Here is a 13279-nt window from a genome sequence, read left to right as displayed (position 1 = left end):
CGCAGGAGCCGGGTCGTGCCGCCGCGGGTGTCGACACTCGACGCGGTCGGCGGCTCGCCGGCCGGAAACCCGCCGGGCGACCCGGCGACCTCAGACGCGGCTGGCGGCGGAGAACGAGACGGCGGGCAGGCGGGTGGTCATCCGGACCTGGGTGCCCGGCCCGGAGTGATCGAAGTCCAGCTGCGTGGTCAGGGCGCGCATCATGGCGATGCCGCGGCCGCGATGGCCCGGATCGGACGGCAGCGGCCGCCAGACGCCGGTGTCGGTGACCACGAGGGTGACGGTGTCCGGCCCGCATTCGGCGGTGAGCAGCACGCGATCACCGGTGCCGCCCTGCAGATACGCGTGTTCGATGCTGTTGCTGCACGCCTCGTTCGCGGCGGCGATGAGGTCCGCGGCGCAATCGTGCGGGACGGCCGCGGCGGCGAGCCAGAACTTGAGATCGCGGCGGATGCCGGAGAGTTCGGCGGGTTCGGCGGGCAGGTCCAGGCGCAGCGGTTCGGGGGGCTGCCGGTAGACCACCATGGCGATGTCGTCGTCGTACCCGGCGTCGGGCCGCAGCCGATCGAGCACCGCGTCGGCGACCTCGCGCGGCAATTGCCCTGCCGCGCCTGTCAATTCGTCGGCGAGGTCGACGAACCGCTCGTCGATGTCGATGCCGCGCTGTTCGACCAGGCCGTCGGTGAACAGCACCAGCGTCGAGCCGGGCGCCATGGCGGTGGTCGCCTCGGGACGGCGGGGCAGGTCGAAGGTGGCCAGCGGTACCGCGCGCCCGCCCTCGAGCAGCCGCCCGCGCGTGCCGGGTTCGGCCAGCACCGGCGGCATGTGCCCGGCGCTGGAGTAGCGCACGAGCCCGCGCACCGGATCCAGTATCGCCGCGCACACCGTGGTACACATGGCCCCCGGAATTCGCGAGGCGACCGTGTCGAGTTCGGCGAGCAGCTGCGCCGGTCCGGCCCCGCGCAGCAGCAGCGCCCGTGCGGCGGTGCGCAATTGGCCCATGACGACGGCGGCGGACAGCCCGCGGCCGACGCAATCGCCGACGACCACGCCGATGGTGTCATCGGCCAGGCGGACCACGTCGTACCAGTCGCCACCGATCTCGAGCGGCGGCAGCGCGGGTTCGTAGTGCACCGCGAAGCGCGGCGGCAGCTCGATCGGCCCCAGCATGGCGCGCTGCAGGGTCAGCGACGTGGCGCGGGCCTGATCGAAGTTCCGCGCTCGCTGCACCGCCAGGCTCAAATGCCCGATCAGCAGCGAGAACAGCGCCCAGTCGCCCGGTGTGATGACCCGCGGCGCGGCGAACCGCAACCACAGCGCCGAGTCCCCGGATTCCCCGAGCGGTGCGACGATGCCCTCCGAGCTCGCCGCGCCCTCGGGAATGGCGAACATGGTGCGGCCCGGCCGCAGTCGTGCCCGGTCCAGCAGTGCGCGCGCTCGCGCGTCGAGCACCTGGCGCGATTCGCGGCCGTCCCGGCCGGCGCCGTAGCGCCCGTCGCCCGTGGCCGCGCCGAAGCTGTTGTGCGCGGCCAGCGAATTGCGCATACCGCTGACGCTCTGGGCGCCGTTGCCCTGCTTGGCGGCCTGCTCGGTCGGAAAGTCGTCCGAGACATAGAATTCCGGCCCGCTCTGACGGCTGTCCCAGACCGAGACGACCGCGGATTCGGCGCCGACGGCCCGGCGCAGCTCCTCGAGCCCGACGGCCAGCACCTCGCCGACGCTGGTGGCCGCGACCACCTCCGCGGCCATGCGCGAGATCGCCTGATCACGCGCCTGCGCATCGTGTTCGGCGGTCACGTCGCGAATGGTGCCCACGAAGATGCGCTCGTCGTTCTCGGGCTTGACCAGGGAGCTGGTGCTCACCGCGAGCCAGAGCTGGCGCCCGTCGCGATGGCGGACCGGGGTGACGAACCGCGCGGCGTCGGTGCCCAGATCCGGGTAGCGCGGCGCGTCGGGCACCGTCCAGGGATGGGGGAGCGGGTACGGCACCCCGTCGGGGCCGTACCCGGTGAGCGCGCCGAAGGCCGAATTGACCTCCACCAGTGTGCCTTCGGCGTCCACGACGAAGAAGCCGTCCTGCAGCGACTCCACCAGCGCGGTGCGGAAGGCGTCGCGGCCCGCGAGATCGTCCGCGCGCGAACGCTGTTGCTCGTATCGGCGGTTGCCGTCCAGGAAGCCGCGGGTGGCCACGTCGAGTGCGGCCATGGTCTGCAGCAGGAATTCCAGTGCCGCTTCACCGCGATCGCCGACCTCGGGGCCGGGCAGCAGCTCCTCCTGCTCGAGGATGCGGAAATGGTGTTCGGTGAGATCGAGAATGCTGACGCCCTCGACCAGGGCGCGCCGGCCGAGTTCGTAGCCCTCCGCGAGGGTGTTCTGGTTCGGGGCGCGCAGATGCAGCCGCAGCGCGGTGGTGTACGCGTCGCGGAAGGCCGCCAGCACCGAGCTCATTGCTTGGCGCCCGGGTGTCCGGGGACCGGGTGACCCGCGAGGGTGTGCCCCGGCCCGGAATGACTGTGCGCGGCTTGGCTCTGCACCGAATGCCCGTGCGGCACATGCCCGCGATGGCGGGCCGCGAGCACGAGGGCGTCGTCGGTGTCCTTGGCGTAGCGGGCCAGCACGTCGGCGGTGATGTCGGAAGTCGGCTTGCCCAGATCGATTCCGTCGGGGAAGTCGCTGGTGATGCCGTCGGTCGACATGAGCAGCAGATCGCCGGGGCGCACCGGCACGGTTTGCGGTTGCAGGTTCGGCGGCAGCAGATAGCCCACGATGCCGCCGGCGAGCAGGGCGGCGGCGCGAACGGCGGGTTTGCCGGGAGCCGCTGCGACGACCCGGGATTCGACGTTTCCGACGCCCAGCCAGTGCAGGCGGTCACCGGAGTCGAACAGGGCCAGCGATACCGCGGCCCCGCGGGTATCGGACATGGCGCGATGGCACAGCAGCATCAGCACATCCAGGGGTTCGGCGCGATTCTCGGCCAGCACCTGTGCGGCCCGATCGGCGGCGTCGGCGGCGGCGGCGCCGTGCCCGAGTCCGTCCAGGACCGCGAAAAGCACTGAGCCACCGCCCGCGTCGAGGACGACGGAGCGGTCACCGGATACCCGTTGGCCGGGTAGCGCGCGCCCGGCCACGGCCCATTCCACCGCGCCGATGAAACCGTCCTCACGCACCGGTGGGTACCCACTTCCACATTTCCACAAGCGTGCCCTGACCCGGGTTGGAAGTGATGGCGAGACCGTCCATCAGACGGCGCGCGCCGGGCAGGCCGAGTCCGAGACCGCGGCCGGTGGAGTAGCCGTCCTCCAGCGCACGGTCGATGTCGAGGATGCCGGGGCCCTGATCCTGGGCCTGAACCACCATGGAGCGGCGGCCTTCCCGGTCCTGCACCGTGAGCCGGACCTCGCCGGTGCCCGCGTAGCTCGTGATGTTTCGCGCCACCTCCGAGATGGCGGTGGCGATCATGGTGCGATCGGAGAGCGAGAAGCCGAGAGCGCTTGCCATCTCGAGTCCCGCTTGCCGTGCGGTCACGATGTCGTTGGACACCTTCACCGCGATCACCACGTTTTCAGCGGCCACGATCACGACCATCTCGTTGGCCACGTGCATTGATCTTGTGGTTCAGCCAGGCGAGTCCCTCTTCGAGGTCCAGTGCGGTGTGCATGCCCTCGAAGGTGAGTCCGAGTTGAACCATGGCGAATGCGACTTCGGGTTGCAGGCCGACGATGACCGTTTCCGCGCCTCTCAGCTTGGTCATGTGGGCGATGGTACGCAGCGACCTCGCGGCGAAGGAGTCCATTACATCGATTGCGGTGACATCGACGATGATTCCCTGCGCGCGGTACTTGCTGACGTACTTCATCAGGTCGTCCTGCAAGCGCTCGGTATCGGCGTCGGTGAGTGCGGACTGCACCGACGCGATCAGATAGGTGCCCTGCTTGAGTATGGGTACCGGCATTGGCCTGTCCCGGTTTACCGTCCGTCGCGATCGGCGGGAACTCGCGACACCTCGTAACCCAGGAGTCGCTCCGCCTCTTCGATACCGCCCTGAAGGTCGCCGACGGCGTTCATCTTCGACAGATCCAGGCCGATGGTCACCAGTGTGAGCGCGATCTCCGACGACAGGCCGGTAATGATGACATTGGCGCCCATGAGGCCGGACGCGTCGACGGTCTGCACGAGGTGGTTGGCCACGGTGGAGTCGATCGCCGGCACACCGGTGATGTCGATGACGACGACCTTGGCGCGGTTGGCGCGGATGGCGCGCAGCAGCTGTTCGGTGAGCTGCCGGGCGCGCTGGGAGTCCAGGACGCCGATGATGGGCAGAATCAGCAGCTGCTCGCGCACCTGGAGCACGGGGGTGGAGAGTTCGCGAATGGCTTCCTGCTGCTGGCGGATAACGCGCTCGCGCTCCTGCACGAAGGACACCGATACGGTGTTGGCGATGCGGTTGGCGGCCGGTTCGTACGCGTCCAATACTCGCTTGAGCAGCTCGAAGTCGCTCTGGTACTTCTCGAAGAGGCTGCGGGCCAGCACATCTCGCAGCAGGAGCACGATGCCGACGACCTCGTCGGTCTCGACGCCTCGCGGAATGATTCGTTCGGACAGGTCGCGCGCGTAGGTCTGCAGCGCTTCGACGCTACCGGTTTCGAGCACCTCGACGTAGTTGTCGTAGACCGAGGTCGCCTCGGAGAAGATCTCCTCCGGGGTCATCGCGGTCAGCAGCTGGGCATCGGTGATGCGACGGGCCCACTCCTCGCGCAGCTCGGTGCGGTTCTGCCGCAGATGCTCGACCAGCTGCGGGAGCAGATTGTCGACAGAACCGGCGGATTGTGAATCCGCCGGAAGGCCGATGGACACGTCGGACATGGAAATTCCTGCCCCTTTCGCTAAGGCCAGGTCGGGTGCTCGCTCATCTTCAACCAGCACAGCGCCGGCCGATTTGCCGACCGTACGCCGGTGCCGACCGCGGTCGGAAGCCGGTGCCGAGCCTAGTCTTACCCACTACCCGGCGTGTGCCAAACCAAACGCCGGTCAGCACCTTTTTCGGCATCGAAACGCGGTTCAGGACGGGTTCCGGGTGGCCGGTCGGCGGTGATGGGCCAGCAGGGTGTCGTAGATATCGGCGAGTGCGGTGAGTTGTCCGCTGTCCAGCACGTCGATCATGTGCCGGCGCACGCTCTCCACGTGCGCGGGCGCGGCGCCCGCCAACACCTGCTCGCCCTTGGCGGTCAGCACCGCCGCGGTGCGCCGGGCGTCGTCCGGCACGGCCTCGCGCGCGACCAGCCCGCGCTTCTCCATCCGGGTGATCTGATGCGAGAGCCGGCTCTGCGACCATTCGAGCACCGCGGCCAGTTCCGCGAAGCTGCGCCGGTGGTCGGTGGCGTCGGCGAGCCGGGCGAGGACCGTGTATTCGACGTAGGTCAGGTTGGATTCCCGCAGGGAATCACGTCCGACCGCAGCGGCGATGAGGTCGCGGGTGAACACGAATCCCAGCCATGCGCGCGTCTCGACGTCGTCGAGCCAACGGGGTTCGGTCACGGTTCCACTCCCGGGTTCTGCACTCATGCTAAGTCCTCCCCGCCGCCGATAAGCGCATCATCACAGGTAACCACCCCCCGACTTGAAGGTGCAACCTGTGCCGACACACACAACTCGTTGCCGATTCACACAAGTCCGGGCGCGAATACGCAGTTCACCGCTTGTGCGAACCGAAGCAAGTGTGCAGCGCGCCCGCGCTGCGCGCGCCCGGGGCGGCGCCCACCGCGACCCCGGCGCGGCCGGGGATGACGAGGGTGACCGGGGCGGTCGCCATGATCAGCGGCGCCGGGACGCCGATCGGCACGCGGTGTCGCGGTCGCCGCGGTGGTCCCGCCGGCCGGTCGCACGGGTTCGCTGCTTTCGCCGATCGGACATTCGGTTCGCACCGGTATCCGCCGCACCCCTCAGCCCGCCAGTTCGTTCAGCAGATCGATGGTGTGCCCGCTGCTCGCCGCCTGCCCGGCCAGGAACACATGGAACTGGCGATAGCGCTCGGTCTCGTGCGGGACGACCGAGAACCGGGTGTCGGCCAGTTCGGGCTGGCAGAGCAGATCGGGAACCGTGGCGTCGGCAAAGCGCAAGCAGGTGAAGGGGTTTCGCACGAACGCCGGCCCGCAGGCGTGATCCTCGATGATCTGCAGCGTGATGTGCGGGCGTTGCGCCAGGCCCAGGAGGTGCTCGACCTGCTCGGCCCAGACGGCCTCGCCGCCGAGCGGGCGGTGGAACGCCGCGTTCTCGACGATCATCCACACGTGCGGGGGATTCGAGCGCCCCAGCGTCAGTTGCGAGCGCATGCGCTGGGCGAGCATTCGATCGATCTCGTGCCGGGCGTGATCGGGATGGGCGGATTTGAGTGCGGCGCGGGCGTATCGGGGCGTCTGGGCGAGCACGGGAACCAGCGCCTGTTCGTACTGCAGGATCTTGGCCACCGGTTCCAGGTCCATCAGCAGATCCAGTCGCAGGGTGTGGTCTACATCGCTGCGGTCGCCATAGCCGCAGGCCAGGTACCGCGCCTGCGCGGAGTCCGGGATCCCGTACAGCCGCAGCAGGGCGCGGACGGTCTCGATGGGAACGTGCCGATAGCCGCCGGATTCGAGTCGGCTGATCTTGGATGCGTCGAAGTGGATGGCCGCCGCGACCTGCTGCTGGGTGAGACCGCATCCGTCGCGTAGTCGGCGTAGCTGGATTCCCAGTAGTACGAGCAAAGCCGGTGGGCCGGTTAGGTTTCGCGCCGGCCCGGGATGTCTGGTTCGGCGGCTGCGCGTGTCCTGTGTATGAGGCACCTGCCCGAGTGTTCCATGTGTCGCGTGTCACTTTCCAGAGCAATTGTCCGTGCAGATGCAATTGCATATGACTTCACATCGCGCTGGATCGCACGTCGTGAGGGGTCCCGAACCGTGCGGTAAGGCTTGCCTTTGCTCGGGGGCAGGGGCGGCGGTGGTTACAGTCTTTCTGCTTGAACCGTTGGCTGAACAGCCCCAGCCCTGCTCGAGGAGTGCGATTCGTGACCGCGCCTGACTTCCTGTACTCGGATCTGCTGCCTATCGGTGCCGACGAGACCCCGTACCGGTTGCTGACCACCGAGGGTGTCAGCACGTTCGAGGCGGGCGGGCGCAGCTTCCTGCAGGTCGAGCCCGAGGTGCTGCGCATGCTGACCGCCGAGGCCATGCACGACATCAGCCACTTCCTGCGGCCCGATCACCTGAAGCAGCTGCGCAAGATCATCGACGATCCCGAGGCCAGCGGCAACGACCGGTTCGTGGCCCTGGACCTGCTCAAGAACGTCAACATCTCCGCGGGCGGCATCCTGCCCATGTGCCAGGACACCGGCACCGCGATCGTGATGGGCAAGAAGTCCGAGGGCGTGCTCACCGGAGCCGATGACGCGGAATGGATTTCGCGCGGTGTGTTCGACGCCTACACCAAGCTGAACCTGCGCTACTCCCAGCTCGCCCCGATCACCATGTGGGACGAGAAGAACACCGGTCAGAATCTGCCCGCGCAGGTCGAGTTGTATTCCGAGCAGGGCAATCCCGCGTCCCCGGCCTACAAGTTCCTGTTCATGGCCAAGGGTGGCGGTTCGGCCAACAAGTCGTTCCTGTTCCAGGAGACCAAGGCCATCCTGAACCCGGACCGCATGCTCGAGTTCCTGGACGAGAAGATCCGCTCGCTCGGCACCGCGGCCTGCCCGCCGTACCACCTGGCGGTCGTCATCGGCGGCACCAGCGCCGAATTCGCCTTGAAGACGGCCAAGTACGCCTCGGCGCACTACCTGGACAACATGCCGACCGAGGGGTCGATGGCCGCGCACGGCTTCCGCGACCTCGAGCTCGAGGAGCAGGTCTTCAAGCTCACCCAGTCCTTCGGCATCGGCGCGCAGTTCGGCGGCAAGTACTTCTGCCACGACGTGCGAGTGATCCGCCTGCCCCGGCACGGCGCCTCGCTCCCGGTCGCCATCGCGGTCTCCTGCTCGGCCGACCGCCAGGCCCGCGCCAAGATCACCGCCGAGGGCGTGTTCCTCGAGCAGCTCGAACGTGAACCGGCGCAGTACCTTCCGGAGCAGACCGACGCCATCCTGGGCGGCGACGTGGTCCGCATCGACCTGAACCGGCCGATGGACGAGATCCGCGCCGAACTCTCCAAATACCCGGTGAAGACCCGGCTTTCGCTGACCGGCCCGCTGGTCGTGGCGCGCGACATCGCGCACGCCAAGATCAAGGAGCGGCTGGACGCGGGCGAGCCCATGCCGCAGTACATGCGCGACATGGCCGTCTACTACGCCGGTCCGGCCAAGACCCCGGACGGCTACGCCTCGGGCTCGTTCGGCCCTACCACCGCGGGCCGCATGGACTCCTACGTCGACCAGTTCCAGGCCGCGGGCGGCTCGCACGTCATGCTCGCCAAGGGCAATCGCTCGGCCCAGGTCACCAAGGCGTGCAACGCGCACGGCGGCTTCTACCTCGGCTCGATCGGCGGACCCGCCGCGCGGCTCGCGCTCGATTGCATCAAATCCGTCGAGGTTCTCGAATACCCTGAACTCGGCATGGAGGCGGTGTGGAAGATCGAGGTCGAGGACTTCCCGGCCTTCATCGTCGTGGATGACAAAGGCAACGACTTCTTCGCCGAAACCTCGAAGCCGATCGCGCTGCGAGTGCGCGAGCGGTCCAAGGAACGAGTCTGAGCGAAGGAGCTGATTCGATGCGGGCGTACGGCCGCGACGACGTGCGGGGTTCGACCGCGCGACGGAATGTCTCGACCGTCCGGCGGTATGCCGCGATTGCCGCATTGGCCGGCGCCGGCGTGGTGGGCGGCGTACTGCCCGCCCCCGCGGGCGCCGCGCCCCGCCCGCACGCCGCCCCCGTCCTGCCGGGGCACACCGAGGCGCCCGGGAACGCCGTGCCCGCCGCCACGGCCATCGCCGATGACGCCGACGGCCTGAATCCGCTACTGGCGGCGGCCTATTGGGCCGCGGCGGCGGAAGCGCACGCGGCCGGTGTTCCACTCTCGATCACCTCCGGGCACCGCACCTACGGCGAGCAGGACGCGCTGTGGCAGGACGGCATCGCCACCTACGGCAGCCCCGACGCCGCCCGCCGCTGGGTGCTGCCCCCGGAGGAGTCCACCCACGTGTCCGGCGACGCGATCGACGTCGGCCCGCTCGAGGGCGCGCAGTGGCTCGAGGCCAACGGCAATCGCTGGGGGCTGTGCCGCTCCTACGAGAACGAGTACTGGCACTTCGAGCTGGAGACACTGCCGAATCACCCCTGCCCGCCGCGACTACCGGACGCGAGCGCGCGCTAGCAGCGAACAAATCCGACCGGACACTCTGGTGTCCGGTCATTCGCCGCTGTGCGCACGCTCCGAGTTCGGCATTCTGGGTTCGGCACATATCTAGCTACGGAGGCATGGGTGGGCAGGCAACGCACACGAACAGCATTCGGCTCCATGGGCCGGCAGCGCCCTCCCGTTCGCATCTCGCGTGTCGCCCCCAGAAAAGCACCGCCGCGCACCGGGCTGGACGCCGTGCTCACCCCCGGCTGGCTGATCCTGGAACTGCCCACCGCGATTCTGCTCGCGGTGTTCGTCGGCACCGGCTGGCTCGGCTACGCCCAGCATTCGGGCACCCCGGCCCAGCCGCGGCCGGCGGTCGTGGTGCCCGCCGACCAGCCGCCCGGCCGCTGAGCGCCGCGTCGGTCGAACAGGTTGCCGCGTAAGGGATGCGGCTGTGCCCGTGGGGCGCGTGCTGTGCCGCGGCAACGTGTGAGCGATCGGTGCGGGGCACCACGCGTCGCGGGCAAAATCCTTCTGCGCGAAGCCGATCGGTCAGCCGCAGGGCGGCCGCTGTTCAACGGGCGGCCGTAGCGTCACCGGTGTGCGGTGACCCTGCGGACGGAGGCCCCCATGCTGGATCCTCGACTTCGGACCGGATGGCTGGCGGGCGCCGCCACCGGCGCGGCGGCGGTGGCCGTGCGCGTGCCCCGGCCGTCGGGCGCGAATGCCGTTCGGGCGACCGGCAATTCGGTGGTGGCCTCGGACCTGGAGGTCGTCACCGTCACCGACACCTCGGTGATCCTGACCTGGACAACGCGCGCTCGCGATCGCCGGGGCCGCTGGCGGCCCGCACCGGCCGACACCGAGGTGCGGATCGGACCGGGGGACAGCCGCGAGCCCGTGCCGGTGCGGCTGTTCGACGCCGAGCGCACCCCCTACCACTACGCCGAGATCCACGGCCTGGAACCGGGTCGCGCCTACCGCTTCGAAGCCTATTCGGACGGCGGTCGCGCCCACCCCGCCCGCACGCTGGTCACGCGCCGCGCCGGAACACCGGAATCCACCGGGGTTTTCACCACGCTCACCCCGCCCCCGGGCCGGCTGCTGCGCACCCTCGCCCTGCTGAACGACCTGCACTACGGCGAGGACCGCAGCGGGCAACTGGTGCCCGGGCTGCTCGAGGGCGAACGCGGCGAGCAGTACCCGGAATTCATGCTGGGCGCGGCCCTGGACGAACTCGCGGCCCCGAATCGGCGTGCCGACCAGTTGATCGTCGCGGGCGATCTGACCGACACCGGAACCCTCGATCAGACCCTGGCCGTGCGTGCGCGCCTGGACGATTGGGGCGCGCTGGGCCGGGAGTACTTCGTCTGCCGCGGCAATCACGACATGCCGCCCAAAGGCGAACCCGACCACTGGGGCTCGATCTTCCATCCGCATCAGCGGTTGATCGAGTACTCGGTGGGCGGATTGCGCCTGATCGCACTGGACACCACCCGGCTCGCGGGCTCCGGCGGCACCCTCGGCGGGACCCAGGTCGAGCGCCTGCGCGAGCTGCTGCGCAGCGACCCCGACCGCCCGACGCTCGTATTCGGTCACCATCCGGTCACGAGGCACGCGGCGGTAAGCAACCCCGGCGGACCGGGTTTCGTGCTCGACAGGGCGAATGCGGCCGCATTACACGGCATCTACCGATCGGCGCCGGGCGTCTTCCTGCATCACAGCGGGCACACGCATCGAAATCGGGTGACCCGGCCCGATATCGGCGTCGGCGTGGAATTCCTGGAAGTGGCGGCGGCCAAGGAGTATCCGGGCGGCTACACGCTGCTGCGCGTCTACGAGGGCGGCTACCTCGCGAACTTCTACAAGACGCGCTCCGAACCCGCACGGCGCTGGAGCACCCGCACCCGCCGCCAGTACCTCGGCCTGCACCCGGATCACGCGCTCGGCAGCTGCGCCGACCGCAATCACGCGGTGCGGCGCGACTTCTCGGGACTGCGGGCCGCCGGGGCCGCCTAGGCCGCGGGCACGGACGCGACCGGCCACGGCCCGAATCGCGTGTGGGCACGGTGATTCGTGTGCGGGTTCCAGCGCCGATCACTGGCGACCGCGCCCGGAGTGGGCAGCCCGTGGGCGGCGTTCTCACCCGGCGATCAGCTGATTATCGCCGGGTGAGCCGGATTCGTGCACCCGGTGCGAGTGGGTACGCCGGGGGCGGGACGACTCGAAGGAGTTGTCGCGCAGGGTTGGTCGCGAGCGCGGGGGCGCTCGGCCGGGTCAGTCGTCGAATCCGCCGGAGCCACCGTTGCGGGCACGCGCGGCGGCCCGGGCGCGACGGCGCGCGGCCTGCAGTTCGGCGAGCTCCTGCTCCAGGGTCTCGGCGATCCGGAACTGGCCGGTGTCGTACACGTTCAGCGGGGGCACCGGGTCGGCGCCGTCACTGAGCGAGGACTCGGCCTCGAGCATCTTGCGGGACTTCGTGGTGGCCGAGGTGCGCTCCTCGCGTTCGGGTGCGCGCGGAGCCTCCTTGGGCTTGGCCTTCGGCTTGACGGCCTCGGCGCTGTCCACCACCTGGGCGTTGCCCATGTCGCGAATCTGCTCGGACTCCACGTGCGGCTGGCCCGCGGTCAGCGCGGGCGTGGCCGGAGCCATGCCCGGGCTCGGCGCGGGATTGCGGGTCGGCCAGCTGACCACGGTCGGCAGCGTGCGCCGCATCTGCTCGGCCGGGTCCGGCAGATCCCGGATCTGATCGGTGGCACGCACGATGGCCAGGCCGTACCGGGCGCTCGCGGCGTTGTGGATCAGCAGCGCGACGCCGATCATGATGGGCGCGATGGCGTGCACGGCGACGTCGTACCAGCTACCCGACTTCAGGTACGGGTAGGTGTTCAGCGTGACCGTCAGGCCCAGCAGGGCCATCTCGGCCGCGACGACCTGCTTGGTGCTGTCCAGCACGCCCCACTCGGCGACCTTGTTGGTGCCGATCATGATGATCACGAGGCAGACGCTGATCATGCCTTCGAGCAGGTAGCTGAACCAGAACAGCGGATCGCTGGGGCCGCCGGGCGCGATGTTGTGCTGCACGTTGACCGCGGACCAGAGCATGCCGGCCGCGACGACACCGGCCAGCGCGCGCAGCGACCAGGCCCGATGCTTGTACAGCGACGCCAGTTTGGCGTGCGGGCTGGACTCACGCCGCTGCGCGGCGATCGCCTTGCGAGCGAGCAAGAGGTCCCGAATGTCGGCCTTCTCAATCTCTTGGGTGGTCTGCCGCGTGCGGTCGGCCGTGGCGGCCGCCGCCTCGGCTTGCTTCCAGCGCTGCGAGCGATCCTCGTCGCGGATGCGCTCGGCCAGCTCGCGTTCGGCTTGCAGCTCGTTTTCCGAGAGCGCTTCGGTGAGGGCGGGATCGAACTGGTAGACCAGCCGGCCGCGGGCCTTCTCGACCCGCCGCGCCAGCTGGGAGACGTCGTCCTCGGGCGGATGTTCGAGAGTCATCAGGACCCCTGTCCGGGGAAGTTCGATGGGCGAGCGGTGAACTCGAAAGGGATCGGCACGGAAAACATTTCTAGTCGATAACTGCCTCTCGGCGAAACTGTTGATTTGCCGATGCACCAATCCTTACGGCGCGCCGCGCCGCGACACGCGCAATCCGATCTTGCCCGGGACGTTTACCGGGTGGTATCGGCCCGGGTGTCAAGGTGGGTGATCGGTACTGTCCCGCTGACGGATTCGCGAGATTCGGTGATGCGGAACGGGCATGGATCGGTCGCGCGGCCGGGTGGCGGTGCGCGTCGGGCGGCGGCGAATCCGGCATCGCGCATCGAACCGGGCGTTCGGAACCAATCGCCGGGACCGTGTGCGCGGGCTCACTCGACGCCGCGTTTCGTAGCGTAGTGAATGCGCTGCCGTCGGCTGCCACCCGAATCGGGTGCCCTCGGTACGCGTTTCGGGCAGGGGCCGCGGGCGCGATTCC

General features: G+C 69.3%; 13 protein-coding genes. 4 read left to right on the top strand and 9 right to left on the bottom strand.

All coding sequences use genetic code 11. The annotated features are described in order from the left end of the window. Positions 1-90: 90 nt before the first annotated feature. From ABZ319_RS18780 to ABZ319_RS18745, 8 genes are all read right to left on the bottom strand, one after another. Complete coding sequence (locus tag ABZ319_RS18780; protein WP_354987688.1) at positions 91-2448, bottom strand: SpoIIE family protein phosphatase; 2358 nt, start codon at positions 2446-2448, stop codon at positions 91-93. Beyond that, positions 2445-3167, bottom strand: coding sequence for a SpoIIE family protein phosphatase (locus ABZ319_RS18775; protein ID WP_354987687.1), 723 nt, complete (start codon positions 3165-3167; stop codon positions 2445-2447). Before ABZ319_RS18775 ends, ABZ319_RS18780 begins: the two co-directional genes overlap by 4 nt. Beyond that, positions 3160-3585, bottom strand: a complete 426-nt coding sequence (locus ABZ319_RS18770) for an ATP-binding protein (protein WP_354987705.1) — start codon at positions 3583-3585, stop codon at positions 3160-3162. The genes ABZ319_RS18775 and ABZ319_RS18770 overlap by 8 nt, the downstream gene beginning before the upstream one ends. Then, positions 3563-3952: an STAS domain-containing protein gene (locus ABZ319_RS18765; protein WP_354987686.1), complete on the bottom strand. Its 390-nt coding sequence runs from the start codon at positions 3950-3952 to the stop codon at positions 3563-3565. The genes ABZ319_RS18770 and ABZ319_RS18765 overlap by 23 nt, the downstream gene beginning before the upstream one ends. A gap of 14 nt (positions 3953-3966) precedes the next feature. Further along, on the bottom strand, positions 3967-4863 hold the full coding sequence (locus ABZ319_RS18760) for an STAS domain-containing protein (protein ID WP_354987685.1): 897 nt from the start codon (positions 4861-4863) through the stop codon (positions 3967-3969). A gap of 195 nt (positions 4864-5058) precedes the next feature. Beyond that, on the bottom strand, positions 5059-5535 hold the full coding sequence (locus tag ABZ319_RS18755) for a MarR family winged helix-turn-helix transcriptional regulator (RefSeq protein WP_354987684.1): 477 nt from the start codon (positions 5533-5535) through the stop codon (positions 5059-5061). Positions 5536-5689: 154 nt separating this feature from the next. Next, entirely contained in the window at positions 5690-5839 is a 150-nt protein-coding gene (locus tag ABZ319_RS18750) for a hypothetical protein (RefSeq protein ID WP_354987683.1), read from the bottom strand. Between the two features lie 100 nt (positions 5840-5939). Beyond that, on the bottom strand, positions 5940-6740 hold the full coding sequence (locus ABZ319_RS18745; protein WP_354987682.1) for a helix-turn-helix transcriptional regulator: 801 nt from the start codon (positions 6738-6740) through the stop codon (positions 5940-5942). A 299-nt stretch (positions 6741-7039) separates the two neighbouring features. Here ABZ319_RS18745 and ABZ319_RS18740 point away from each other — a divergent pair, with 299 nt between their 5' ends. The 4 genes from ABZ319_RS18740 to ABZ319_RS18725 all read left to right on the top strand — a co-directional run bounded on the left by ABZ319_RS18740 (position 7040) and on the right by ABZ319_RS18725 (position 11325). Then, complete coding sequence (locus ABZ319_RS18740) at positions 7040-8716, top strand: fumarate hydratase (RefSeq protein ID WP_354987681.1); 1677 nt, start codon at positions 7040-7042, stop codon at positions 8714-8716. Positions 8717-8733: 17 nt separating this feature from the next. Next, entirely contained in the window at positions 8734-9336 is a 603-nt protein-coding gene (locus ABZ319_RS18735) for a M15 family metallopeptidase (RefSeq protein WP_354987680.1), read from the top strand. Between the two features lie 144 nt (positions 9337-9480). Continuing rightward, positions 9481-9717, top strand: coding sequence for a hypothetical protein (locus ABZ319_RS18730; protein WP_354987679.1), 237 nt, complete (start codon positions 9481-9483; stop codon positions 9715-9717). 219 nt (positions 9718-9936) lie between these two features. Further along, the gene (locus ABZ319_RS18725; protein WP_354987678.1) at positions 9937-11325 is read left to right on the top strand and encodes a metallophosphoesterase; all 1389 of its coding nucleotides are present in this window, start codon (positions 9937-9939) and stop codon (positions 11323-11325) included. A gap of 258 nt (positions 11326-11583) precedes the next feature. Here the strand turns inward: ABZ319_RS18725 and ABZ319_RS18720 are convergent, their stop codons facing one another. Beyond that, on the bottom strand, positions 11584-12801 hold the full coding sequence (locus tag ABZ319_RS18720; protein ID WP_354987677.1) for a hypothetical protein: 1218 nt from the start codon (positions 12799-12801) through the stop codon (positions 11584-11586). Positions 12802-13279: the final 478 nt, after the last annotated feature.

This window comes from Nocardia sp. NPDC005978 (assembly GCF_040614455.1).
Classification (GTDB): Bacteria; Actinomycetota; Actinomycetes; order Mycobacteriales; family Mycobacteriaceae; genus Nocardia.
This window is presented reverse-complemented; position numbering and strand designations above follow the sequence as displayed.